Source organism: Candidatus Avoscillospira sp. LCP25S3_F1 (assembly GCF_052117125.1).
Classification (GTDB): domain Bacteria; phylum Bacillota; class Clostridia; order Oscillospirales; family Oscillospiraceae; genus Avoscillospira_A.
On sequence record NZ_JBQKJT010000002.1, the window covers coordinates 159211 to 184883 of the forward strand.

Annotated in this window: 23 protein-coding genes; 4 read left to right on the plus strand and 19 right to left on the minus strand. The window is 61.5% G+C overall.

All coding sequences use genetic code 11. The annotated features are described in order from the left end of the window. Window positions 1–587: 587 nt before the first annotated feature. The 4 genes from ACTQ33_RS02465 to ACTQ33_RS02480 are packed head-to-tail and all read right to left on the minus strand — an operon-like array spanning window position 588 to window position 5516. Window positions 588–2585 (minus strand): aminopeptidase, encoded by a 1998-nt coding sequence (locus ACTQ33_RS02465; RefSeq protein ID WP_441461855.1) that lies wholly within the window; start codon window positions 2583–2585, stop codon window positions 588–590. After that, entirely contained in the window at window positions 2582–3613 is a 1032-nt protein-coding gene (locus tag ACTQ33_RS02470) for an L-threonylcarbamoyladenylate synthase (RefSeq protein WP_441461857.1), read from the minus strand. The genes ACTQ33_RS02465 and ACTQ33_RS02470 overlap by 4 nt, the downstream gene beginning before the upstream one ends. A gap of 4 nt (window positions 3614–3617) precedes the next feature. Further along, window positions 3618–4691: a peptide chain release factor 1 gene (prfA, locus tag ACTQ33_RS02475; RefSeq protein WP_441461859.1), complete on the minus strand. Its 1074-nt coding sequence runs from the start codon at window positions 4689–4691 to the stop codon at window positions 3618–3620. An 18-nt stretch (window positions 4692–4709) separates the two neighbouring features. Beyond that, window positions 4710–5516: a putative RNA methyltransferase gene (locus ACTQ33_RS02480; protein ID WP_441461861.1), complete on the minus strand. Its 807-nt coding sequence runs from the start codon at window positions 5514–5516 to the stop codon at window positions 4710–4712. A gap of 100 nt (window positions 5517–5616) precedes the next feature. Here ACTQ33_RS02480 and ACTQ33_RS02485 point away from each other — a divergent pair, with 100 nt between their 5' ends. The 3 genes from ACTQ33_RS02485 to ACTQ33_RS02495 all read left to right on the plus strand — a co-directional run bounded on the left by ACTQ33_RS02485 (window position 5617) and on the right by ACTQ33_RS02495 (window position 7369). Then, a complete protein-coding gene (locus ACTQ33_RS02485) occupies window positions 5617–6300 on the plus strand; it encodes a polysaccharide deacetylase family protein (RefSeq protein ID WP_441461863.1) in 684 nt (227 codons plus the stop codon). Between the two features lie 58 nt (window positions 6301–6358). Further along, complete coding sequence (locus ACTQ33_RS02490) at window positions 6359–6862, plus strand: flavodoxin family protein (RefSeq protein ID WP_441461865.1); 504 nt, start codon at window positions 6359–6361, stop codon at window positions 6860–6862. A 72-nt stretch (window positions 6863–6934) separates the two neighbouring features. Next, on the plus strand, window positions 6935–7369 hold the full coding sequence (locus ACTQ33_RS02495; protein ID WP_441461867.1) for a hypothetical protein: 435 nt from the start codon (window positions 6935–6937) through the stop codon (window positions 7367–7369). A gap of 390 nt (window positions 7370–7759) precedes the next feature. Here ACTQ33_RS02495 and atpC read toward each other — a convergent pair whose 3' ends face one another. The 10 genes from atpC to ACTQ33_RS02545 all read right to left on the minus strand — a co-directional run bounded on the left by atpC (window position 7760) and on the right by ACTQ33_RS02545 (window position 15118). Next, the gene (atpC, locus tag ACTQ33_RS02500; protein WP_441461869.1) at window positions 7760–8170 is read right to left on the minus strand and encodes an ATP synthase F1 subunit epsilon; all 411 of its coding nucleotides are present in this window, start codon (window positions 8168–8170) and stop codon (window positions 7760–7762) included. Between the two features lie 2 nt (window positions 8171–8172). Continuing rightward, the gene (gene atpD / locus ACTQ33_RS02505) at window positions 8173–9570 is read right to left on the minus strand and encodes a F0F1 ATP synthase subunit beta (RefSeq protein ID WP_441461870.1); all 1398 of its coding nucleotides are present in this window, start codon (window positions 9568–9570) and stop codon (window positions 8173–8175) included. Between the two features lie 254 nt (window positions 9571–9824). Next, window positions 9825–10670, minus strand: a complete 846-nt coding sequence (atpG, locus tag ACTQ33_RS02510) for an ATP synthase F1 subunit gamma (protein WP_441461871.1) — start codon at window positions 10668–10670, stop codon at window positions 9825–9827. Window positions 10671–10683: 13 nt separating this feature from the next. After that, window positions 10684–12198, minus strand: a complete 1515-nt coding sequence (gene atpA / locus ACTQ33_RS02515) for a F0F1 ATP synthase subunit alpha (RefSeq protein WP_441461872.1) — start codon at window positions 12196–12198, stop codon at window positions 10684–10686. A gap of 86 nt (window positions 12199–12284) precedes the next feature. After that, a complete protein-coding gene (gene atpH / locus ACTQ33_RS02520; protein WP_441461874.1) occupies window positions 12285–12824 on the minus strand; it encodes an ATP synthase F1 subunit delta in 540 nt (179 codons plus the stop codon). Next, complete coding sequence (atpF, locus tag ACTQ33_RS02525; protein WP_441461876.1) at window positions 12821–13324, minus strand: F0F1 ATP synthase subunit B; 504 nt, start codon at window positions 13322–13324, stop codon at window positions 12821–12823. Before atpF ends, atpH begins: the two co-directional genes overlap by 4 nt. A 36-nt stretch (window positions 13325–13360) precedes the next feature. Beyond that, on the minus strand, window positions 13361–13621 hold the full coding sequence (atpE, locus tag ACTQ33_RS02530; protein WP_441461877.1) for an ATP synthase F0 subunit C: 261 nt from the start codon (window positions 13619–13621) through the stop codon (window positions 13361–13363). 53 nt (window positions 13622–13674) lie between these two features. Beyond that, on the minus strand, window positions 13675–14415 hold the full coding sequence (locus ACTQ33_RS02535; RefSeq protein WP_441461881.1) for a F0F1 ATP synthase subunit A: 741 nt from the start codon (window positions 14413–14415) through the stop codon (window positions 13675–13677). A gap of 7 nt (window positions 14416–14422) precedes the next feature. After that, window positions 14423–14836, minus strand: a complete 414-nt coding sequence (locus ACTQ33_RS02540) for an ATP synthase subunit I (RefSeq protein ID WP_441461883.1) — start codon at window positions 14834–14836, stop codon at window positions 14423–14425. Window positions 14837–14854: 18 nt separating this feature from the next. Further along, a complete protein-coding gene (locus ACTQ33_RS02545) occupies window positions 14855–15118 on the minus strand; it encodes an AtpZ/AtpI family protein (protein WP_441461884.1) in 264 nt (87 codons plus the stop codon). 284 nt (window positions 15119–15402) lie between these two features. Between ACTQ33_RS02545 and larC the strand changes: the two genes are divergently transcribed. Further along, entirely contained in the window at window positions 15403–16608 is a 1206-nt protein-coding gene (larC, locus tag ACTQ33_RS02550; protein WP_441461886.1) for a nickel insertion protein, read from the plus strand. Between the two features lie 45 nt (window positions 16609–16653). Here the strand turns inward: larC and ACTQ33_RS02555 are convergent, their stop codons facing one another. From ACTQ33_RS02555 to gltB, 5 genes are all read right to left on the minus strand, one after another. Further along, entirely contained in the window at window positions 16654–17844 is a 1191-nt protein-coding gene (locus tag ACTQ33_RS02555; RefSeq protein WP_441461888.1) for an acetate/propionate family kinase, read from the minus strand. Between the two features lie 118 nt (window positions 17845–17962). Beyond that, a complete protein-coding gene (locus ACTQ33_RS02560; RefSeq protein ID WP_441461890.1) occupies window positions 17963–18709 on the minus strand; it encodes a hypothetical protein in 747 nt (248 codons plus the stop codon). Next, window positions 18706–19266 (minus strand): RNA polymerase sigma factor, encoded by a 561-nt coding sequence (locus ACTQ33_RS02565; RefSeq protein WP_441461892.1) that lies wholly within the window; start codon window positions 19264–19266, stop codon window positions 18706–18708. The genes ACTQ33_RS02560 and ACTQ33_RS02565 overlap by 4 nt, the downstream gene beginning before the upstream one ends. An 89-nt stretch (window positions 19267–19355) precedes the next feature. Further along, window positions 19356–20825, minus strand: coding sequence for a glutamate synthase subunit beta (locus ACTQ33_RS02570; RefSeq protein WP_441461894.1), 1470 nt, complete (start codon window positions 20823–20825; stop codon window positions 19356–19358). 12 nt (window positions 20826–20837) lie between these two features. After that, the gene (gltB, locus tag ACTQ33_RS02575) at window positions 20838–25358 is read right to left on the minus strand and encodes a glutamate synthase large subunit (protein WP_441461895.1); all 4521 of its coding nucleotides are present in this window, start codon (window positions 25356–25358) and stop codon (window positions 20838–20840) included. Window positions 25359–25673: the final 315 nt, after the last annotated feature.

Genomic DNA, 25673 nt, shown 5'->3' on the forward strand with positions numbered 1-25673 from the left:
CAATTTTTTCTCGAAAAAATTGCGGAGTCCAGAGGCAGCGCCTCTGGTCGCCCGCCGCAGCGGGCGAAATACCCGCTGGCCGCAGCCAGCGAAACTCCCGCGCCGCGCACGGCGCGAAATCCCCAATCGTCCCAAAGCGCCATCCGCAGATGGCGCAATCCCCACGGCAAAGCCGTAAGGCCGCCGTCTCCACCCCTTCGGGGGTAGCAGGCGGCGGCCTTCTTTGCGTACCATCGGATGGTGTGCGTTGTTATGGAACGTAGGGCGGGACCTGTGTGTCCCGCCGCAATAGATGGCCCCTGTCGTCCACCCCCACAAGGGGGCGGCGACAGGGGCCATTGCCGTTGGCAGGGGTTCCGCCATCTGCGGATGGCGGTTGGAACGCGAAAGGGTGTTTCGCCCGTTGCGGCGGGTGGGTATTTCGCGCCGTGCGCGGCGCGGGAGTTTCACCCGCTGCGGCGGGCGGGTATTTCGCGCCGTGCGCGGCGCGGGTATTTCGCCCGTTGCGACGGGCGACCGGGGCTCTGCCCCTGGACCCCGCAATTTTTTCGAGAAAAAATTGAGTAAAAGCTTTTACTTTTGGGCGCTTAGTCCATATTATAGAACACGCGGCAGGCCTTCATGGTCATGAAGCAGTCCACCTTAGCCACCAGCTCCCAAGGAGCGTGCATGGACAGCACCGGCACGCCGGCGTCCAGGGTATCGATATTCCGGGCGGCCATATACTTGGCCACAGTGCCGCCGCCGCCGGCGTCCACCTTGCCCATCTCGCAGACCTGCCAGGCCACGCCGCCCCGCTGGAAAGCACGGCGGAACCGGGCCATGACCTCACCGGCAGCGTCGGACGCGCCGGACTTGCCGCGGGAGCCGGTGTACTTGCACAGAGCAACGCCACGATTCAGCATGGCAGAATTGCGGCGGTCAAAGACCTCGGAGAAGCTGGGATCATAGGCCGCCGTCACATCGGCAGAGAAGCAGATGGAGTTACCCAGGCAGCGGCGGACGCTGACCTTCTGGCAGGCGCACAGGTCTTCCATCATCGTTTCAAAGTCCTGAGACTGAATGCCGGTGACACCCTCGGAGCCGATTTCCTCCTTGTCAGCAAAAATGCAGATGGACGTATGCTCGGGAGCCTCCTGCATATGCAGCATGGGGTAGAAACCGGCGTAGGCGCACACCCGGTCGTCGTGGCCGTAGGCGCCGATCAGGCTCCGGTCCAGGCCAACCTCTCTGGCCTTGAGGGCCGGGACCATGGTCAGCTCGGCGGACAGAAAATCCTCCTCGGTGATGCCGTACTTGTCATGGAGCAGCATCATAATGGCCAGCTTGATACGGTTGCTGTCGCCGTCGTCATCGTCCAGAGGACGGGTACCCAGAATCACGTTGAGCTGCTCGCCGGTGATGCCCTCGCTGAGGGTCTTTTTCATCTGCTCGCTGGACAGGTGGACCAGCAGATCGGACACGCAGAACACGGGGTCGTTGTCGTCCTCGCCGATGTTGACCTTCAGCACGCTGCCGTCGGTGAGGGCCAGGATGCCGTGGAGGGCCAGGGGCACCGTGGGCCACTGGTACTTCTTGATGCCGCCATAGTAGTGGGTCTTGAAGTAGGCGATTTCGCCCTCCTCATACAGGGGCACGGGCTTCAAATCGAGACGGGGGGAATCCGTATGGGCAATGACCATGCGGGTACCCTTATCCAGGGGCTTCTTGCCGATGACCACAAAGGACACGGCCTTTTTGCGGTTGACACAGTAGACCTTGTCGCCGGGACGCAGCTGCATCTCCGGGTTGAACTCCACAAAACCGGCAGCACGGGCGGCCTCCACGGCCACTTCCACGGCTTCCCGCTCCGTCTTGGCCCGGTCCATGAATTGCATGTAGTCCTTGCAGTAGACGTTCAGTTCCTCTTTGTCCTTGTCGTCGAGACGGGCCTGCTTGGGGTTGTGCAGCAGCGTCTCGCGGACGGCTTTCCAGTCCATTTCAGACATAGTCGTTCCTCCTAACCATTGGTGCAGCCACCGGCCGCAGACCATCGAAAAGTCCGCGGCAGTGGCGTAATTATTGTGAATCTGCCACGTACATTGGGCAGCAAATTCCGAATTGGATTTTTGGGCTGCAATGCGCAGCTGGGCGTAGTCCTCGTCGATGCCCTCCCGGGCCATAAGCCGCCGCACCCGGTCTTCTACCGGGGCCGTCACGGCCACGGTACCGTCGCACAGCTGGCCCAAACCGCTTTCTATGAGGCCCACAGCGTCGATGGCCGCCAACGGACAGCCGTCCCGCTCGGCCTGTTTCAGCCGCTGCTCCACGGCCCCAAAGATAAAGGGATGGACCAGGGCATTGAGCCGCTGCAACGCAGCTTCGTCTCCAAATACCACTTTGCCCAGTTTCCTGCGCTGCAATACGCCGTGCTGTACCACGCCGGAAAAGGCGTGGTCGATGGCGGTCAGCAATGCGTTATCGGTCTCCAGCAGCCGGTGATAGACCGCGTCGCAGTCAATGACGCAGCCGCCCAGAGCCTCCACCTGCCGCAGCAGCGTCGTCTTGCCGCAGCCGGTGCCGCCGGTGATGCCCAGCACCTTCATAGCTGGTCCTCCGTGACGATCTGGAATCCGGCGGCCTTCCGCAGCCGGTTCTGGACCGCGTATGCCACGCCGCCGCCCTCGGGGCAGCGGGCGAAGATCACCCGGATATCGGCCCGGTCCAGGTCCCGCAGGGCCGCAAACAGGCCGTGGGCCAGGGTGGCCGTATCGGATTCCTTGCCGTAGGCCATGGGGTTACAGCCCTCGTAGAGGGGCAGCTCTTCCTCAAAGCACAAAACGGCGTCACCGTCTTCAAAGTGACGGCGGATGTAGGCCGCAGCCTTTTCTCTGGGCCCGGCGATGATTTTTACTTCACCCTGGGGGGCGTAGTGCTTATATTTCATACCGGGGGCCCGCACCACGGCGTCCTGGTCGATTTGAGACGTAACGGCTTTATCGACGATCAGCTCCCCCACCACGTCCCGCAGCTGCTCCGGCGTGACGCCGCCGGGCCGCAGAAGCCGGGCCACAGGGCCGGTCAAATCAACAATGGTAGATTCCACGCCCACATCGCAGGGACCGCCGTCCACAATGGCGTCGATGCGGCCCTCCATATCGTGGCGCACGTGCTCCGCCGTGGTGGTGCTGGGCTTGCCGGACCGGTTGGCCGACGGGGCGGCAATGGGCACGCCGGACAGCCGGATGATCTCCCGGGTGATGGGCGTTCGCGGGCAGCGGACCGCCACCGTGTCCAGTCCCGCCGTGGTGCGCTTCGGCACCGACGGGCGGCAGGGCAGCACCATGGTCAGGGGGCCCGGCCAGAACCGTTCCGCCAGACGCCAGGCGGTTTCTGGAATGGGGTCGCAAATCTCCCGGATATCCTCCGGTTGGGCCACATGGAGAATCAACGGATTATCCTGGGGACGGCCCTTGGCCTCAAAGATTTTCAAGACAGCATCGCTGTCCAAGCCGTTGGCCCCCAGACCGTAGACGGTCTCCGTGGGCAGGGCCACCAAGCCGCCGTTTTTAAGAATCTCCGCCGCTTTCTCCGCCGTCTGCGGGTCCTGGGCCGGTAAAAACAGTGTTTCCATGGTCTCACGCTTTCTCGCTGCGCTGGAGCTTTTCGGCCTGGTCGGCCGTCACCAGCGCGTCGATCATTTCATCGAGATCGCCGTCCATAAAGGCGTCGATCTTGTAGAGGGTCAGGCCGATGCGGTGGTCCGTCACCCGGCCCTGGGGGAAGTTATAGGTGCGGATGCGCTCGTTGCGCATACCGGTGCCCACCTGGGACCGGCGCTGGTCCGAATGCTCCGTCTCAATGCGAGTCTGCTCGATCTCATATAACTTGGAGGCCAGCATCTTCATGCACTTTTCCCGGTTCTGGACCTGGCTACGTTCCTCCTGGCAGGCCACCACAATGCCCGAAGGCTTGTGAATCAGACGCACCGCCGAGGACGTCTTATTGATGTGCTGTCCGCCGGCGCCGGAGGACCGGAACACCTGCATTTCAATGTCCTCGGGACGGATTTCCACGTCCACCTCCTCCATCTCCGGCAGCACCGCCACGGTGGCCGTGGAGGTGTGGACGCGGCCGCCGGATTCGGTCTCCGGCACCCGCTGGACCCGGTGGACGCCGCTTTCAAATTTCAAGCGGGAATAGGCCCCGCTGCCGTTGATGATGCAGTCGGCCTCCTTGACACCGCCCAGTTCCGTCTCGTTGTAGTTGAGAATCTCCATGGTCCAGCCCTTGGACGCGGCATACATCTGATACATCCGGAAGAGAGAGTGGGCAAACAGGGCGCTCTCCTCGCCACCCACGCCGCCGCGGATTTCGAGAATCACGTTTTTATCATCGTTGGGGTCCCTGGGCAGCAGCAGGATTTTCAACTGCTGTTCCAGCGCTTCCAAATCCTTTTTGGCCTGGGTGAACTCCTCCTGGCACAGCTCCCGCAGGTCCGGCTCCAGGGAACCGTCCAACATTTCCCGCAGATCGTGGAGTTCCTGTTGGGTCTTTCGATAGGCCCGGTAGGCTTCCACCACCGGCTCCAAATCCTTCTGTTCCTTCAGCAGCTTGGCCGCCGCCTTGGGGTCGCTGTAGAAGTCCGGCTGGGCGGAGCGTTCCTCCATCTCCATGTACTTTTCTTCCACCAGCTTCAGCTTATCCAGCATACGTTACTCCTTCTTGGTTCAAATGGCGCGGTAGCCGTTGCACACCGCCTGGAAGGTGTCGGTCAGCCCTTCCGTTGCTCTGGCCCGGTCGGCCCCGGCCTTGGAAATCCGCATAAAATGGGGCGTCATGGCCAGCAGCTCCTGAACCCGGCTGTTTTCCGTCAGGGTAAAGGAAAACTCCACCGTTTCCGACCGTTCCAGCACAAAGCCCGGTAAGGGGCGGGACCGTTCCTTGTCCTTTTCCACCACCGTGTCATAGATGATGTTCCGCAGGCCCCGCAGATGGTCCGGCCCCGCCACCACCTGCAAAAACAGGCCGCCGGGCCGCAGCACACGGTGAAATTCCTCCGCCGCCGTCAGGGCGAACAGGGAGAGAACACAATCAAAGCTGTCGTCTGCAAAGGGCAGATGGGCCGCTGTGGCCGTGAGCCAGTGGGCCTGCTTGTCCCGGCCCGCCGCCCGGCGGACGGCTTCCCGGGAAATATCGATGCCCCACCGCTCCGTCTCCGGCAATGCTTTGCCCAATTCCGTCAAATAGTATCCCTCGCCGCATCCGGCATCAAGGATGGTCCGGGGCTGCTCCCCTGCCACGATCTCCGCCAACCGCGCCGCCATGGGCGCGTAATAGCCTGCACTGAGAAAGGCCCGGCGGGCTTCCACCTGGGCCGTGGAATCGCCCGGCTGTTTGGAGTGCTTCCGGTCCACCGTCAGCAGGTTTACATACCCCTGCCTTGCCACATCGAAGCTGTGACCGGCGTCACAGTGCCAGGCCGGTTTTTCCGGAATCAGCGGCTGTCCGCAGACGGGACACAAGATACGCACCATGTTCTTCCCCCCTTTCCATAATCTATTTTATTCTACTGCAAATTTCTATGGCCGTCAAATGTTCTTTCGGCACATACTATTCCCACAGGGGGGCGATGGTATGAAACGCAGCCGGTGGCTGTGGGCGGTGACGGCGGCATGTCTGCTGCTGGAACCGGTCCAGGCCCAGAAGGGGCCGGAAAAATTTGTGGCGCTGACCTTTGACGACGGGCCCACGCCCGGCGTCACGGAACGGCTGTTGGCGGGGCTGGCGGAGCGGTATGTGTCGGCCACCTTCTTTCTCTGCGGATACCGCATGGAAAATGCTCCACAGCTTGTGGAACAAATTGCGGAAAACGGTCACGAACTGGGGGTCCATGGCTATCGTCACTGTTACCTCCACGACCTGCCCCGGGATGAGGTTTGTACGGAACTCACATCGACGGCGGAACAAATTGCAGCGCTGACGGGCCGGCGGCCCACGGTCCTGCGGCCGCCGGGGGGACTGCTCAGTGATACGGTACGGGAGACGGCGGCGGAGTATGGCTTTCCGATTATCCTTTGGAATGTGGACACCATGGACTGGTGCTGCGACAACCCGCAGACGGTTGCACAGCGGATTGTGGAAACGGTGGAGGACGGCAGCATTGTGTTGCTCCACGATCTCCACGACAGCTCGGTACAAGGGGTGCTGCTGGCCATTGACCAGCTGGAAGCCCAGGGATATCAATTCTGCACCGTGTCGGAACTGGCGCTGGTCCACAATGTGACGTTGGAACCGGGCGTGGCCTATGGCAGCTTTTGACGGCGGCACTGCCGTCATGGTATAATGGGTGCATCTCAAAGCAAAGGAGCACCAAACCATGAAGATCGCCATTTGTTATTTCTCCGCCACAGGGCGCACCAAGGCCATGGCCGAAGCCATTGCCGCCGGGATTTTGGAGCAGGAGCCCGGCTGTGAAGTCCGCTGCCTGTCCATTCCAGAGGTGACCAAGGAAAACACCGAGGCCGTGGAGTTTGTCAACAGCGCCGACGGCGTTCTGGTGGGTACGCCGGACTATTACGCCGGGGAAGCCTGGCAGGTAAAGCAGTGGCTGGACGTCTGCCCCTGCAAGGTGGCCGGTAAGCTGTGCGGCGCGTTTGCCACAGCCAATTTTGCCGTTGGCGGACCGGTGGTGGCCGTGGAGCATATCCTGACCCACCTGATGGTCCAGGGAGCCATGGTCTATTCCGGCGGCGGTGCGTACGGTCAGCCCTTCATCCATCTTGGCCCTGTGTGTCTGCGGGATCAGGAGACCGAGGGCGCGGCCCTGATGAAGATTTTCGGACAGCGGTTTGCCCAACAGGTCAAAAAGATTTTCGGTTAATGGACCATTCCCCTTATAGTTTGCAGCAAAACGGTGCATCCTTATCCCAAACGGACACAGGAGGTACTTACCATGATTCAGGACGATACCCGCAAACTGTTGGGCGAATGTGATTCCGGCATCCAGATGGCGCTGCATGCCATTGACGAGGTGCTGCCGTCGGTGGAAAATCCCCAGCTGCGCCGGCAGCTGAGCCGCTGCAAGGAGGACCACCAGATTTTGTGGCGTCAGACCCATGATCTGCTCCACCGGTTTGACGGACGGCCCAAAGCGCCCAACCCCGTCGCCAAGGGCATGAGCAGCCTTAAAACCACGGTCAAGTTGACGTTGCAGCCAGGGGATCAGTCGGTCGCAGACCTGTTGGCCGACGGGTGCAGTATGGGTATCAAATCCCTGCATAAGTATTGCAATCGATATCCCCAGGCGGCCCCGGAGGCCCGGACCGTCGCCACAGACCTGATTGCCGCTGAACAGCGGCTCCAACGGGACTTGTGGTCCTATCTGTAACACCCCAGAAACAAAGTGTTTGTCAACTTTTTTCATAAAGTTGCAGGGGTCCAGGGGGCAGCGTCCCCGGTCGCCCGCCGCAGCGGGCGAACTCCCCAATCGTTCCAAAGCGCCATCCGCAGATGGCGCACTCTCCACGGCAACGCCGTAAGGCCGCCGTCCCCACCCCAAAGCGGGTGGCGGACGGCGGCCTTTTTGCGGTACATGGTCCCGTTGTACGTCGTACCAATGCGCAATCGTACTCCCGACGAGCGGCGGGGGCAATCCTACGGCGTAACACGCAAGCCTCGCCCTACATTCCCTGTCGGTGGTCCATTCCGATTCGTGGGACGGTGCCGGGAACGACACAAAAGGAGTGCTGCACAGTACAGCACTCCTTTCTTTTTTGCCTTATTGGGGCTTTTCCGCCGCGCTCTGGCGGATCAACGCCCGGCGCAGACGGCCTTCGGCCAGTTCCAGCGTCTCGGCATCATGCTGGTCGGCATGGTCCAGAATGGCCCGGGCATCGGCCTCGGCAGCCTTGGCCCGTTCCACGTCGATGTCCTCGGCCCACTCAAAGCTGGTGGCCAACAGCCGCACCTCGCCTTTGAGCACCGATACCATACCACCGACACAAGCGGCACGGCGCTCCTGGCCGTCAATGGTCACACGGGCCACGCCCATACCCAACGGCGCCACATAGTTGGTGTGGCGGGCACGGATACCCACATCGCCGGTGGTGGTACGCACCAACAGGCTCTGGGCCTCTCCGTCAAAGCGCAGACCGTCCGGCGTGACGATTTGCAGATGGTAGGCGTTCATACTTATTCACCCTTTTTCGCCTTGGCGACCACTTCGTCGATGGAGCCGGCAAACAGGAAGGCCGACTCGGGCAGATCGTCGTGGCGGCCCTCGATGATCTCCTTGAAGCCGCGGATGGTCTCGTTGAGGGGCACATACTTTCCTTGATAACCGGTGAACTGCTCGGCCACGGAGAAGGGCTGCGACAGGAAGCGCTGCACCTTTCTGGCGCGGGAAACAGTCAGCTTATCGGCCTCGGACAGCTCATCCATACCCATGATAGCGATGATGTCCTGGAGCTCCTTGTAGCGCTGCAAAATCCGCTGGACGGAACGGGCCACATTGTAATGCTCCTCACCGACGATCTCCGGCGTCAGAATCCGGCTGGTGGAGGCCAGGGGGTCCACGGCGGGATAGATGCCCAGGGAAGCAATGGCACGGTCCAACACGGTGGTGGCGTCCAGGTGGGCAAAGGTGGTGGCAGGGGCGGGGTCCGTCAGGTCGTCGGCGGGGACGTAGACAGCCTGAATGGAGGTGATGGAGCCCTTCTTGGTGGAGGTGATACGCTCCTGGAGGGCGCCCATTTCCGTAGCCAGGGTGGGCTGGTAGCCGACGGCGGAGGGCATACGGCCCAGCAGCGCCGACACCTCGGAACCGGCCTGGGTGAAACGGAAGATGTTGTCGATAAACAGCAGCACGTCCTGATGGCGCACATCACGGAAGTACTCGGCCATGGTCAAACCGGACAGGGCCACGCGCATACGGGCTCCGGGCGGCTCGTTCATCTGGCCGTAGACCAGGGCGGTCTTCTCCAGAACGCCGGACTCGGTCATTTCGCCGTACAGATCGTTACCCTCACGGGTACGCTCGCCGACGCCGGCGAAGACGGACAGGCCGCCGTGCTCCTTGGCGATGTTGCGGATAAACTCCATGATGAGAACGGTCTTGCCGACGCCGGCGCCGCCGAACAGGCCGATCTTGCCGCCCTTGGCGTAGGGGCAGATCAGGTCGACAACCTTGATGCCGGTCTCAAAAATCTCCGTGGCACCGCTCTGCTCCTCATAGGAGGGGGCAGGACGGTGGATGGGCCAACGCTCCTCGGTCTGGGGCGCGGGCTTGTTGTCCACGGGCTCACCCAGCAGGTTGAACACGCGGCCCAGGCAGACCTCGCCTACGGGCACGGAGATGGGCGCGCCGGTATCCACTGCATCAATGCCTCTCTGGAGGCCGTCGGTGGAACCCATGGCGATGCAGCGGGCGACGTTGTCGCCGATGTGCTGGGCCACTTCACAGACCAGGGTCTTGTCGCCCTGGCGGATCTCGATGGCGTTGAGCAGATTGGGAAGCTGGCCATCCGCAAAGCGGATATCCAGAACGGGGCCGAGGATCTGCACCACGGTCCCGGTATGCTGATTGGCCAATGAAGTCAACTCCTTTGTTTGCGTTTCTGCGGTGACAGGCTAGGCGTCGGCACCTCAGACTGCCAAAGTCCCCACAAAGCTGCCGCGACAGAGCAACAGGGGGTGTGTGCGGGGGACAAAGAATCCCCGCAGGTGAATTGGCCGCAGGCCAAGAGAGGTCGGCCTGGGCCGTGCACTGATTTCAATAGACCGAACATACAACTTTTTAAAGCTGTATGTTCGCCGCAAGTCTGTCAAAACACTTTTGGACCGACTCACGCGTCGGCGCCGGCGACGATTTCCGTGATCTCCTGGGTGATGGCACCCTGGCGGGCACGGTTGTACTTGAGGCTCAAATCGTCGATCATGTCCTCCGCGTTCTTGGTGGCAGCGTCCATGGCGGTGCGGCGGGCGCCCAACTCACTGGCCACGGACTCGCAGAGGGCGCCGTAGATCAGGCCGCCCAGATACTCCGGCACGATGGCGTTGAAGACGCTTTCGCTGCTGGGGTCGTACAGGGTCAGCTCCCGGGCCTTCTCGTGCTTCTCCGGCGCCGGCAGGGGCAGCAGGGACAGCACATAAGGCGTCTGGGTCAGCACCGACACAAAGCTGGTATACACCAGTCGCACAGCGGAATATTTACCCGTCCGATAGCCCTCGCAGATGGCCTTGGCCAGGGAGAAGCAGTCGCCGCTGGTGAGACCGGCGGCCTCTGCATAGGCGTCGGAAATCACCGTGTGGCCGTGGCTGCGGAAATACTCCAGGGCCTTCTTGCCTACGGGCAGGATGGCGGCGTCTTTGCCCTTGACATCCTCCTGGGCCAGCTTGATGACGTTGTGGTTGTAACCACCGGCCAGACCGCGGTCACCGGCGATGACAATTTCACACACGGGGCCCTCCTCCCGCACCTGGACATAGGGCGAAGAGAAGTCCCAGTTTTCGGCGGCAATGCCGGTGACGGTCTCGTAGAGCGCTTCAAAGTAAGGACGGCTGGTGAGCACCCGTTCCTGCGCGCGGCGCAGCTTGGAGGAAGCCACCATCTCCATGGCCTTGGTGATCTGCTTGGTGCTCTCCATGCTGCGAATCCGCAGCTTGATATCCTTCATGGATACTCCGGCCATGTCTCACTCCTCCTTACTTGCTCTTGAGAAATTGCTGCGTATAGGTGGTCAAAGCGTTTTTCAGCTCTGCCTCGGTCTCGGGGGCCAGTTTGCCGGTATCCCGGATGGCCTGGAGCACACCGGCGCCGTTGGCGTCCATATACTCGTAGAGACCCACCTCGAACTCATGGACATCGCCGACGGCCACATCCTTGAGGAAATCGTGGGTGACGGCGTAGAAGATGCACACCTGATGGGCAACCTCCACCGGTTCGCCGTTCTTCTGCTTCAGCACCTCCACGATGCGCTCGCCCTGGGCCAGACGGTCCTTGGTGTCCTGGTCCAGATCGGAGCCGAACTGGGCAAAGCTCTGGAGCTCGCGGTACTGGGAGTACAGCAGCTTCAGGGAACCGGCCACCTGCTTCATGGCCTTGATCTGGGCGTCGCCGCCGACACGGGACACGGAGATACCGGGGTTGACAGCGGGCATAACGCCGGCGTGGAACAGCTCGGTCTCCAGGAAGATCTGGCCGTCGGTGATGGAGATGACGTTGGTGGGGATATAGGCGGACACGTCGCCGGCCTGGGTCTCGATGATGGGCAGAGCCGTCAGGGAGCCGCCGCCGTGGGCGTCGTCCAGACGGGCTGCGCGCTCCAGCAGACGGGAGTGCAGATAGAAGACGTCGCCGGGATAGGCTTCACGTCCGGGCGGGCGGCGGATCAGCAGGGAAATGGCACGGTAAGCCACGGCGTGCTTGGAAAGGTCGTCGTAGATGATCAGCACGTCCTTGCCCTGGTACATGAAGTATTCACCCATGGTGCAGCCGGAGTAGGGCGCGATATACTGCATGGGGGACAGCTCCGAAGCACTGGCGCTGACGACAATGGTGTAATCCATGGCGCCGGCGGCCTCCAGGGTCTCCACGACTGCGGCCACGGTGGACCGCTTCTGGCCGATGGCCACATAGATACAGAGGCAGTTCTTGCCCTTCTGGTTGATGATGGTATCGGTGGCGATGGTCGACTTACCGGTCTGACGGTCGCCGATGATGAGCTCACGCTGGCCGCGGCCGATGGGAATCATCGAGTCGATGGCCTTGATGCCCGTCTGCAGCGGCACGGAAACGTGCTTGCGCTCGATGATGCCGGGGGCGGGCTCTTCGATGGGACGGAACTCGGCGGCTTCAATGTCGCCCTTGCCGTCGATGGGGTTGCCCAGGGCGTCCACGACGCGGCCGATGAGGGCTTCGCCCACGGGCACAGACACGACGCGGCCCGTACGCTTGACGGTGTCACCCTCGCGGATACCGGCATCGTTGCCCAGGATGACGATGGACACCGAATCCTCCTCCAGGTTCTGGGCCATGCCGTACTGGCCGCCGGGGAACTCGATGAGCTCGTTCATCATGCACTTCTCCAGGCCGGAGGCCCGGGCAATGCCGTCGCCCACCAGGATGACCGTACCGGTCTCGCTGGCGTCGATCTGACAGGCATAGTTCTTGATCTGTGCCTTGATAATTTTGGTAATTTCTTCCGGTCTCAGTTCCATGATCTACCTACTTTCTCACCGGCAGCGCCGCTGCCGGATTGTAGCGTTCTCAGGCAATACCGCTGTGCGGTGCTGCCTCCATACAATTACAGGGCGGCGCCCCGGAGCAGAGCCTGGAGCTCGTCCAGACGGTTGCGAACGGTACCGTCCAGGCGCAGGCCCTCGGTCTCCAGCCGCACGCCGCCCAACAGGCTCTCATCCACCCGGGTGTTCAGGTGGATGGTCTTGCCGGTGCGGCGCTCCAGCGCGGCCTGGAGCTTTTCTTTCAGGTCCTCCTGCAAGGCCACAGCCGTGACGGCGGTGACCTCCAGAATTCCGTTGTCCTCATTGAAACGGCGGCGGTACGCCTCCTCGCAGCCGGGCAGCTGGCGGATGGTGCCGTTTTCCGTGAGAATCTTCATAAAGTTGAGAAGATACGGGTGGACCTGGGGGCCGAAGCTCTCGTCCAGCGCGGCGCAGCGCTCGGCCTTGGGCAGGGACGGCAGGCTCAAAAGCCGCACATACTGGGGATTCTCCCGCAGAATGGCGGCCACCGCGGCCAACTGCTCCTGCAGCGGCGCGGTCAGCCCTTCCTCCACTGCCAGCTCATAGAGGGCTTCGCCGTAAGTTCTGGCTGTCTGGGTCATGCTTTCTCACCCATTTTCTCGATGAATTCCTCCACCAGATCCCGGTGGTCCTTCTCGTTGATCTCCCGCTCGACCACCTTGGAGGCGATCTCCATGGCGATGCCGGAAATCTCGTTCTTCACCTCGTTGCGGGCCTTCTTCCGCTCCTGGGCAATCTCAGCTTCGGCCTTCTCCTTGAGATGGCCGGCCTCCTGCTTGGCCTGGCGGACGATCTCCTCGCCGCGCTGCTGGGCCGTGGCCGTGGCGGTGCGCACCAGCTCGGCGGCCTCACCGCGGGCGTCGGCCAGGAGCTTTTCATAGGTGGCCTTGTCGGCCTCCGCGCTCTTCTGTGCCTCGGCGGCGTCGTCATAGATCTTGTTGACCTGCTCCTGCCGCTGACGGATGATGTTCTGAATGGGCTTGAACAGGAATCTCTTGAACAGATATGCCTGAATGAACAGATTGCAGATCTGCGCAATAAAGGTCCAGGGTGCAACGGTTACCAGGGACTGAACGTCCATGTGTTCCCTCCTCTCCGATTGATGGGCAAACTCGAATTACAGCATGCCCAGGAAGAGGCCGGGAGCCACGAAGAGCAGCAGCAGGCCGGTGACGAAGCCGTAGATACCGGTGGTCTCGGCGATGGCGCAGCCCAGCAGCATGGTGGAAGTGACGTCGCCCTTGCACTCGGGCTGACGGCCAATGGCCTCACAGGCCTTACCGACGGCGTAACCTTCACCGATACCAGGGCCGATACCGGCGATCAGGGCCAGACCGGCGCCGATGGCGCAACCCATCAATACAATAGCTCTTTCCATGTTTGTTTTCCTCCTGATGTTGTATGATTGATTTTAAGGATTGATAAAAGGAATCACTCTTCCGCGGCGTTGGCGATGTACAGCGTCGTCAGCATACAGAAGATAAAGGCCTGCATAAAGCTGGAGAACCAGTCAAAATACAGGGACAGGAACGCCGGAACGCCCACCGTCAGGAAGGGAATGCTTCCCAGGAAGTCGCCCAGCAGGCCCGGCAGCAGGCCGAAGAGGGCCTGATTGGCCACGGTCAGCGCCGCATAGACCAGCGTGGAGATGACCATACCGGAGACGATGTTGCCGAAGTGACGGAACGCCATGGAAATGGGCGTGGCGCACTCGGAAATGACGTTGAAGGGCGTCAGCACCGGAATGGGCTTGGTAAAGCCGATCAGATAACCGCCCAATCCGCCGGTGCGGATTTTGGTGGCGGTGATCATGATGAACACCACAATGGCCCAGGCCAGGGTGGTGGACAGGTCCGCCGTGGGTGAGAAGCAGCCGATCAGACTGGACAGGCTGGAAAACACCGACAGGCAGAACAGAGCCGCCACAAACGGCACATAGTGGGCAAATTTTGGTCCCATGTTGGTGTTGACGAATTTCTCCGCCGTCTTGACGAGGAATTCCGCCACGGCTTGGCGCTTGGACACGTTCTGTACCTTGAGATCTCTGGTGAGCCAGATGCACAGGCCCGTGAGGATGATCATGATGGCCCAGGAGACCACCATGGTGGCTGTAATGGGAATGCAGCCAAAGAGTTCAAAGTATATGGGTGCGCCGTTGATTTCTACATTCATTGCAATCTCATTCCCCCTTCACTTCATTGGCGCCCTTGTCGGGCTTGTAGGCGCCGGTGATCTGCAGCACCAGAATGGTGATGCGCGGCAGCAGCAGCGGGATCAGCACAGTCAGCCAGTAGAACACCTCCACGGCCATGGACAATGCCAGAGCTGCCACCACGATCAGCATTCGCAGCGAATAGGTGAACTGCATGATCTGACGGCCCCGCAGTTCCTCGGCGGCGGCGGCCTTTTGGACGCTGATGCCCAGGAACACGAAGTTGCCGATGGCCACGGTGTCGCCCAGCAGCGCGCCCCACAGCACCGGCCACGAGAACCGGCCCAGGACGGCGAACACCGCCACCATCAGCGCGCTGCCCAGGAGCACGCCTGTGGAAATGCGCTTGATCTCCCTGCGTGTCGCAGGCTGTAAATGCACGATAACGATCCCTCCTGCCTACTTATGGGTATTGAATGCATCGGGCCGCTGTTTCTGATTCTTTTTGGACTGCCGGCAGGCGTGGCGATAAAACCCCAACGCCGTACTGACCGAGCCGCCCAGGCCCAGAATCAAACCCACGACCACAATCCATCCGCCCAGGGAAAACCGCTGCTGCAACCACCAGCAGCCGCCGACACATAAAATCGGCGGCGCCACCAGGGAAAAGCCCAACTGGGTCAGCCAGGTAAGGTTGCGCAGCGCCCGGAACCAAGGTTGCAAACCGCGCCGCCTCCTCCCTGCCGCAGCTGTCTTTTAACTGCCGCACCGCGTTTTCGATGATACCAATTATTATAGCAGTTCTCCCAGTTGCGTCAAGGATTATCGCAAAATTCCCGTCGCTCTTGTGGAATGTACACAATTTCTAAGGGATTTATTCTGTTTTTTTAGCTTTAAATGGAAGAAGTTTTGTTAATTTTCTGTGGTTTCGATAACTTTTTCCTGTCTTGCGCCCCGGTCCACGGCGTGATATGATGGCGGTAAGTTCAAATTCAGGAGGAATTTCCATGGACCTGCGCGACTTCTTTTCCACCCACCCCCGGCCTGCTGTAGCCTTTTCCGGCGGGGCCGATTCGGCATTCCTGCTGTGGAGCGCCGTCCGCTATGGAGTACGGCCCACAGCCTACTATGTGGAAACATCGTTCCAGACCGACGCCGAGGGCGCGGAGGCCCGGCGACTGGCGGAGGCCCTTTCGGTCCCCCTGCGGGTGATTCGCGTGGATGCGCTCGCCCAGGACGGTGTCGCCGCCAACGGCCCCCGGCGCTGCTATTTCTGCAAACAGGCCATTTTCACCGCCATCCTGGCGCAGGCCGCCGCCGACGGCTGCGGCGTTGTGCTGGAGGGCACCAACGCGTCCGACGACGTAAACGACCGGCCCGGCTGGCAGGCGCTGCAAGAACTCGGGGTTCTGTCGCCGCTGCGGCTGTGTGGACTGACCAAGGAAACCATCCGGCGTCTGTCCCGGGAAGCCGGTCTGCCCACCTGGGACAAGCCCGCCGCGGCCTGTCTGGCCACCCGCGTGCCCACAGGCACGCCCATTACGCCGGAGGCTCTGGACCGGGTGGCCCGTGCCGAAGCGGCTGTGGCAGCCCTGGGCTTCTCCGACTTCCGGGTGCGGCTGACGGCGGAGGGCTGCCGCCTGGAGCTGACGGAGCCCCAGCTGGTCCGGGCCGTTTCCCTGCGGGAGGCCCTGGTGGAAACGCTGTCGCCCCTGGTGGGGAAGGTGTCTCTGGACCTGACGCCCCGGCAATCGTCGGTAAAGGTTTCGGACGGATTTGCGGCCGACATGGTGGCGGAACTCCAATGCAATCTGGACGATATGACCGGCGAGGACATTGCCTTTGCATCGTCGCGGCTGCTGGACGCCGGGGCGCTGGATGTGTGGACGGCCCCTATTTATATGAAGAAAAACCGTCCGGCCGTGCTGCTGACGTGTCTGTGTCCCGTCCATCGGGCCGATGAATTTACCCGGCTGATGCTGCGCCATACCACCACCCTGGGGGTCCGGCGGCGGGACTGTGAACGGACGGTGCTGCACCGCAGCGTGACACAGCGGGACGGCATCCGGTTCAAATGTGCCGTCGGCCATGGGATTGCCAGGGAAAAGGCGGAATTTGACGATCTGGCGGCACGGGCCATCGCGCAGGACTGCACCCTGGCCGAGGTCCGAAAGGCGCTGGAGCTTTCCACCCTGCCGCACACCAAACCATAAACGTTTGTGCTCGATTTTTTTAAAAAATCGAGCACAAACGTTTCATTATCGGGATTCCAGCAGCGCTTTGGCCTTACGGGCCACGATGATTTCCTCGTTGGTATCCACCACATATATCCGCACGGGACTGCCGTCCACAGAGATATCCTGTCCGCCCACGGCCGTTTCATTTTTCGCCGGGTCCAGATGGATGCCCAAGCACTGGAGATTCTCCAACGCACCGGCCCGGACGCTCTTGCCGTTACGGCCGATACCGCCGCCGAACACAATGGCGTCCACGCCGCCCATGGCCGCCGTATACGCGCCGATATACTTTTTAATGTTATAACAGTAGCTGTCCAGGGCGTTGCGGCAGTCCGTATTGCCATTGGCCGCCGCCGCCTCCACGTCCCGCAGGTCGCCGGAAACGCCGCCGGACATTCCGAGAAAACCGCTCTGTTTCTGGAGCATGGTCTTGACCTCCGACAGCTCCATGCCGCAGGCTTCCACCAGATGGAAAATCACATAGGGGTCCATATCGCCGATGCGGTTGTTGTGCATGACGCCGCATTGCAGGCCAATGCCCAGGTTGGTGTCCACACTTTTCCCGTTTTCCACGGCACAAATGGAGCTGCTGCCGCCCAGATGGCAGCAGATGAGTTTGCAGTCGGAACGGCCCAGTTCCCTGGCCGCCCAGGTGGACAGGTATTCCAAGGACGCGCCGTGGAAGCCATAGCGGCGGATGCCCTCCTTTCGGGCCAGCTCCGCCGGAATGGAATAGAGGTAGGCCTTGGGGGGCATCGTCTGATGGAACGCCGTCTCAAAGGAACCGATGAGGGGCGTATTGGGCAGCAGCTCCCGGAACTGCCGGATGGCGGCAATATAAGGCGGATTGTGGGCCGGAGCCACGGTGTTGAATGCCGCCATCGCCTCCAGAACGTCCTCGGTCAAATACTGGACGCCGGAAACACCTTTGGCGTGGACCACCTTGAAGCCCACACAGCCCAGGTCCTCCAGCTGGGTGAGGACGCCGTCCAGCAATGCCTCCAGCATCCGGCTGATGGCCTCCTTATGGGTGGGAAAGTGGTTGGCCTCCCGGCCCTCGGTTCCGTTCACCAGATTTTTCCAATAGAATTCGCTTTTCTCCGTGCCGACCCGTTCGGCGCCGCCGCTGGCCAGAACCTGTTCGCCGTTGTCCATGTCGAAGAGCTGGTATTTGAGGGACGTGCTGCCCACATTGCAGATCAGTAGTTTCATAAGACCGCTCCTTTTTACAGTAAATAATAGGTATAGTATAGCAAAAAGAGGTGGCAGATACAAGACGGGAGCGTGCCGCAGCCCGCTCCCGTTGAACAGATTCGCTTGTGATTCCTTTTTACGGCTGAGACACGGTGAACGCATGGGCTTCCCAGGTCAATTCGCCCTCTGTCAAGCCCTCTACGGTATAACCGTCGGCGGCGGTGATCTCCACGGTCCAGACGCCCGGCGTCACGTTCTCCACCGGCAGCAGCACCAATTCCGTTCCGGCGCTGGTGGTCACGGCATCGAGTGCCACCGTCTCGCCGGGGGCCACAATCTGCGCTGCAATCTCCTGGTCTGCATCGCCGTCGTTGGTCAGCAAATATGTGTCCGTCACGGTGACCTGCTCCGCCACATCCACCGCCGTATGGCGGTCTACGGTCCACACGCCATCCGAAACCATCAGCACGGCCAGTTCCGTACCCACACCATCCGTGGGCAGCATGGGCGTATCGACGTCGAATCCGTTGACCGCGCCGCCGTCCAGGGCGCTGTTCCCCGTGGCGGCACTCTCCTCCATGGCTCCGCTGCTGCTGCCTGTCGCGCTGCCGGTGGTTGCGCTGTCGAATGCGCTGTCGGTGGTGGTGCTCTCCTGCATCGCGCCATTTTCCGGCGCTGCCGAATCGGCGGTCTTGGCCCCGCAGCCCCGCAGCTGAGTCGTCGCCGTCAGGCCCAGGCCCGCCACCAAAACCAACATGGCCGCCAATGCGCCCCAGCGCTGCCACTGGGACGGCGTTCGCACCGTCTGGGCGTCGGCGGCCTCCTCAATGTACGCGTCATCCACCAGGCCGATGGCCTCAAACAGCTTTTCCGCCCGACTCATACGGCCACCCCCTCTTGCTCCAGCATCTCCCGCAGCCGCTGCCGCAGCCGGTGGAGACTGGACTTGACCGTGCCGGGCCGCATGGCAAACCGCCCGGCAATCTCCTCCACGCTGTCGCCAAACCAGTACCGGCGCAGAAACAGCTGCCGTTTCTCCGGCGGCAGCTCCGCCAGGAACCGATTGATGACCGCCGCCGTCTCATTGGCGTCGTACTGTCCCTCCACCGACTCGGCAGACGGCAAACAATGGGTCAGTTCCTCCAGCAATACGTCCATGGCGCCGCCTCCCCGCTTCTGTGCCCGCCCGGCCCGATACCGGTCCAAGGAAAGATTTCTGGTAATCCGGCCCAGAAACGCCCGCAGCGGACAGGGCCGTGACGGCGGCATGGCCTCCCAGGCCCGCAGCCACGTGTCGTTGACGCACTCCTCCGCATCCTCCAGAATCCCTACGATCCGCAGGGCGATCTGACGGCAGAACGCGCCGTACTTCTTGTCGCTCTGGCGCAGGGCTTCCTCGTCCCGCTGCCAGTACAGGTCAATGATGGCCTCATCCTCCACGGCGGCCACCTCCTTCTTCCTTTGATGTCCTCTACAGTATAACACGAAAAACCGCCGCCGCAAGTTGCACCTGCGGCGGCGGTTTTTTCTCAAAGGCTCCGGTAACCGGTCAGATATTCGTCCACATCCCGGGCCGTGGCGCGGCCCTCGGCAATGGCCCACACCACCAGAGATGCACCCCGGCGCATATCGCCGGCGGTAAACACGCCCTCTCTGGCCGTGGCGTGGGAGTCCTGTCCCTCCAGGCACAGGTTCCCGCGGCTGTCCGGCTCCAGGCCGAACGCGTCCAGCACCGTGGTGTCGCAGCCGGAAAACCCGTTGGCAATGAGCAGCAGGTCGGCAGGAATCTCCCGCTCCGTCTCCGTCAGCTCCTCCATCATCACGATGCCGTCCACCCGGACCCACTGGACATCCACAATTTTCACGGCCTTTAACACGCCGGTCTCCTCGTCCGTCACCGTGCCGGTCAGCACCGTTTCATATTGGCGCGGGTCCGTACCGAAGACGGCCACGGCTTCCTCAATGGCGTAGTCGTGCTCCTCCGGCAGCTTCCCCCACAGCCCTTTCCGCTGGCGGGCCAGTTCGGCGGGCTTGCGGATGATCTGGGTCACGGAGGCGCAGCCCTGGCGGATGGCCGTGGCCACACAGTCGGAACTGGTGTAACCGGCGCCGATGATGACCACGTGCTTGTCTTTGGCGTCCAGCGGATTTTCCACACCGTCCAGCAACGTCTTGGTGGCCGCTTTCAGATAGGGTACGGCGAAACTGACGCCGGGAATCTCCGTGGAAGCGGCGGCATAGAGCCGGGGCTGTTCCGCGCCGCAGGCCAGAACCACCGCATCGTAGTCGGCCAGCAGCCGGTCCGCGTCCTCTTTGGTCACAATGGGGCTGTTGGTGCGGAAGTCCACACCTTCAAACTGCATCAGCCGCACCCGGCGGTCCACAATTTCCTTGTCCAGCTTCATATTGGGGATGCCGTAGGTCAGCAGGCCGCCCACCCGGTCCTCCCGCTCAAAGACCGTGACACTGTGGCCCCGGTGGTTCAGCTGGTCGGCACAGGCAAGGCCCGCCGGGCCGGAACCCACAATGGCCACCTTACAGCCGGAGTGGGTCTTGGGCACCTTGGGAGCCATGCGGCCGTTGGCAAAGCCGTCCTCGATGATGCCCAGTTCATTTTCCCGGACCGTGACAGCGGGCTTCCCCGCTACGGCGCAGGTACAGGCCTGCTCGCACGGAGCCGGACAGACCCGGCCCGTGAATTCCGGGAAGTTGTTCTGCTTCAGCAGACGCGACAGGGCGTGGCCGAAGTTGTCGGTCCACAGCATGTCGTTCCATTCGGGAATCAGATTGTGCAGGGGGCAGCCGAAGATGTCGCCGCCGTAGCTGACGCCGCTTTGACAGAAGGGGACGCCGCAGTTCATACAGCGGCCGCCCTGCTCCATGCGGGCTTCCTTGGAAAGGGTCCGATGGAACTCTCCCCAGTGCCTGACGCGGCTCTTGGGCGCTTCCGCGCCGTCCTCCCGCCGCTCAAATTCCATAAAACCGGTGGATTTTCCCATGTCGTTCCCTCCTTATTTCCCAGTCATGGCGTAAAACGCCTCGATTTCCGCCGCTTCTCTGGACATGCCTCTGGCCTCAAAAGAGGCGATGACGTCCATCATGCGCTTGAAGTCCTTGGGCATGATCTTCTTGAAGTCGCCCAGCCGCTGGTCGAAGTGGTCCAGCAGCTCCCGGCCGATGGTGGAACCGGTGGCGGCGGTGTGTTCCTCGATCAGGGCTTTCAGCGCCTGAATGTCATGCTTCTCCGTGACGGAGGACATGGACACCAGTTCCTTGTTGACCCGCAGATACAGGTCGTGCTCCGGGTCCAGCACATAGGCCACGCCGCCGGACATACCGGCCGCGAAGTTGGCGCCCACGGGGCCCAGAATGACGGCACAGCCGCCGGTCATGTACTCACAGCCGTGGTTGCCCACGCCCTCTACCACCGCCGTGGCGCCGGAGTTACGGACGCAGAACCGCTCACCGGCCATGCCCCGGACGAACGCTTTGCCGGAGGTGGCGCCGTACAGGGCCACATTGCCGATGATGATATTTTCCTCGGCCTTGAATTTGCTCTTTTTCGGCGGGTAGACAATGAGCTTGCCGCCGGAGAGGCCCTTGCCGAAGTAGTCGTTGGAATCGCCCTCCAGTTCCAGCGTCAGGCCCTTGGGGATGAACGCGCCGAAGCTCTGTCCCGCGCCGCCGGTGCAGCGAATCTGATAGGTGTCCTCGGCCAGACGGTCGCCGTGACGGCGGGTGATCTCCGAACCGAACAGGGTACCGAAGGCCCGGTCGGTGCTGGAGATATCCAGAGACAGGCTGGCGGGCTTTCCGGCCAGCAGGGCGCTGGCCAGCTTCTTGAGGAGAATCTTCTGGTCCAGGGTCCGCTCCAGGTGGAAGTTGTAAACATCCCGGGGGTCAAAGCTGGTACCCTTTTCTCCGGCGTAGGGGTTTCGCAGGATGCCGGACAGGTCCACCGATTCCGCCCGATGGCTGATGGAGTGCTCCACGGGCTTCAGCAGGTCCGTGCGGCCCACCAAATCCCGGACCCGGCGGATACCCAGGGAGGCCATGATCTCCCGCAGCTGCTGGGCCACAAATTCCATAAAGGTCATGACGTATTCCGGCTTGCCCCGGAAGCATTTCCGCAGCTCCGGATTCTGTGTCGCCACACCGGCGGGGCAGGTATCCTGATTACAGACACGCATCATGACGCAGCCCAGGGTGACCAGGGGGGCCGTGGCGAAGCCGAATTCCTCCGCGCCCAGCATACAGGCCACGGCCACATCGTAGCCGTTCATGAGCTTGCCGTCGGTCTCCAGGACCACACGGGACCGCAGGCCGTTGGCAATCAGTGCCTGATGGGCCTCGGCCAGGCCCAGCTCCCAGGGCAGGCCCGCGTTGTGGATGGAGGTCTGGGGCGCGGCGCCGGTGCCGCCGTCATAGCCGGAGATCAGAACCACCTGGGCGCCGGCCTTGGCCACGCCGGCGGCGATGGTGCCGACGCCGGCCTCGGAGGCCAGCTTGACGGAGATTCTCGCCTTGTCGTTGGCGTTTTTCAGGTCGTAGATCAGCTGCGACAGGTCCTCGATGGAGTAGATATCGTGATGGGGCGGTGGGGAAATCAGGGAGATACCCGGCGTGGAATGGCGGGTCTTAGCGATCCACGGATAGACCTTTTTGCCGGGCAGATGGCCGCCCTCACCGGGCTTTGCGCCCTGGGCCATTTTGATCTGCAATTCCTCGGCGCTGACCAAATATTCCGAGGTGACGCCGAAGCGGCCGGAGGCCACCTGCTTGATGGCGCTGCACTTATCGGACTTGAGTCGGGCCGTGTCCTCGCCGCCCTCGCCGGAGTTGGACTTGCCGCCCAGCCGGTTCATGGCCAGGGCCAGACATTCGTGGGCCTCCTGGGAAATGGAGCCGTAGGACATGGCGCCGGTTTTAAACCGCTTGACGATTTCACTGACCGGCTCCACCTCGTCGATGGGGATGGGACCGCTCTCCGGCGTGGCAAAGGTCAGCAGGCCCCGCAGGGTGTGGGGCGTGGATTCGTCATCCACCAGATGGGTGTACTGCTGGAACATCCTGTAATCCCGATTGCGGGTGGACTGCTGCAACAGCCAGATGACCTGGGGATTGTACATATGGTCTTCCTTCTGGCTGCCGCTGCGGAGCCGCTCGTAACCGTTGGACTCCAGGGTGGTGTCGTTGGGCAGGCCCAGGGGGTCAAAAGCATGGGAGTGGTAATACTCGACGCCCTCGGCAATCTCCTCCAGGCCCACGCCGCCGACTCGGGAAATGGTGTTGGTGAAGTAGCGGTCCATGACGTCCTTTCGGATGCCGATGGCCTCGAAAATCTGCGCCGACTGGTAGGACTGGATGGTGGAGATGCCCATTTTGGACGCCACCTTGACGATGCCGTGGAGGACGGCGCTGTTGTAGTCGTCCACGGCCACGGTGTAGTCCTTGTCCAGCAAGCCCTCATGGATGGCCTGACGGATGCACTCATGGGCCAGATAGGGGTTGACGGCCCGTGCGCCGTAGCCCAGGAGGGTGGCGAAGTGGTGGACGTTGCGGGGCTCCGCCGATTCCAGAATGACGGAGACGGCGGTGCGCTTCTTGGTGCGAATCAAATGCTGTTCCAGCGCCGACACGGCCAGCAGGGACGGAATGGCCACATGGTTTTCATCCACGCCGCGGTCGGACAGGATGAGGATATTGGCGCCGTTTTTGTACGCCCGGTCACAGGCCACAAACAGATGATCCAGCGCCCGGTCCAGACGGGTATTCTTATAATAGAGGAGGGACACGGTTTCCACCTGGAAGCCGGGCCGGTTCATGTACTTGATCTTCAACAAGTCCACATTGGTGAGGATGGGGTTGTTGATTTGCAGGACGTTACAGTTCTCAGCCCGGTCCTCCAACAGATTGCCGTCGGAACCCACATAGACCGTGGTATCGGTGACGGATTCCTCGCGGATGGCGTCGATGGGCGGGTTGGTCACCTGGGCAAACATCTGCTTGAAGTAGTTGAAGAGGGGCTGATGCTTCTCCGACAGGACCGCCAGGGGCAGATCGTCGCCCATGGCCGCCGTGGGCTCGGCGCTGTTGCGGGCCATGGGGAGAATGGTGTCCTTGATGTCCTCGTAGGAGTAGGCAAACGCCTTCTGCAATCTGGCCCGATAGTCGCTGTCCAGCGTGACGGCCTTTTTGTTGGGAATGGGCAGGTCCTTGAGGGTCACCAGGTGCTGATCCAGCCATTCGCCGTAGGGCAACCGGGCGGCATAGGCGCTTTTCAGCTCGTCATCCTCAATGATCTTCCCTTTGACCGTATCCACCAACAGCATTTTGCCGGGCTGGAGACGGAATTTACGAACCACGGACTCCGGCGGAATGTCCAGGACACCCACTTCCGAAGCCAGAATCAGCGTCTTGTCCTTGGTCACATAGTAGCGGGAGGGCCGCAGACCGTTGCGGTCCAGCAGCGCGCCCACCACATCGCCGTCGGAAAAGACAATGGCGGCGGGGCCGTCCCAAGGCTCCATCATGGTGGCGTAATAGTGGTACATGTCCCGCTTTTTCCGGTCCATGATCTCATCCTTCTGCCAGGCCTCAGGAACGGTGATCATCATGGCCAGGGGCAGGTCCATACCGTTCATGGTCAGGAACTCAATGGTGTTGTCCAGCATGGCCGAGTCGGAGCCTGCGCCGTTGATAACCGGCAGAATTTTATCGATGTCATCCTGCATGATGCGGGAGGACATGGTTTCCTCCCGGGACAGCATCCGGTCGGCGTTGCCCCGGATGGTGTTGATTTCACCGTTGTGAAGAATCATGCGGTTGGGGTGGGCCCGCTCCCAGCTGGGATTGGTGTTGGTGGAGAACCGGGAGTGGACCAGGGCGATGGCCGATTGGTAGTCCTCGCTCTGCAAATCCTCATAGAACCGCCGCAGCTGGCCCACCAGGAACATACCCTTATAGACGATGGTCCGGCTGGAGAAGGACGCCACATAGGTGTTATCGTTGCTCTGCTCAAACTCCCGGCGGATGATGTACAGCTTCCGGTCGAAGGCAATGCCCCGCTCCACGTCCTGAGGCCGCTCCACAAAGCACTGGAGGATGGCGGGCATACAGTCCAGTGCCTTCTGGCCCAGGACCTCCGGATGGACCGGCACCTCTCTCCAGCCCAGAAACCGGACGCCCTCCTTGTTGGCGATGATCTCCAGCATCTTCTTGGCCTGATTGCGCAGGAGCCGGTTCTGCGGCATGAAGAACATACCCACGCCGTAGTCCCGGGCACTGCCCAGGGAGATGCCGCAGGCCGCCGCCGCCTTTTTGAAGAATTTATGGGAAATCTGTAACAGGATACCCACGCCGTCGCCGGTTTCCCCGGCGGCGTCCTTACCGGCGCGGTGCTCCAGCTTTTCCACGATTTTCAGCGCGTCATCCACGGCGCCGTGGTCGGGCTTGCCGTCGATGCGGACGACGGCGCCAATGCCGCAGGCGTCATGCTCCAGTTGGGGGACGTATAACCCTCTTTCTTCCATAACCGCTTCACCTTGACCTTTCCGGACCGGGGAGTTTTGGTGAAAACGACGAACATACCGGCATGGTTTCCCAAACTCCCAATCATATCCTCTATATTTTATGAAGATTATACGACGTTTGCCGGGCCAGGTCAAACAGGAATTCCCCCTTTCAAAAAAGTTTGTATGATTTATCCAGAATCAACGGCCCCGGCAGGCCCCAAATTATTTACATTACCGTCAGTGAATTTTCAAAACAAAAACTCTGTCTTGCACCATGAAATTCCGTTTGATACCGATGTTTTTCCGATTTTCCAACCGTCTATCTATCGAATA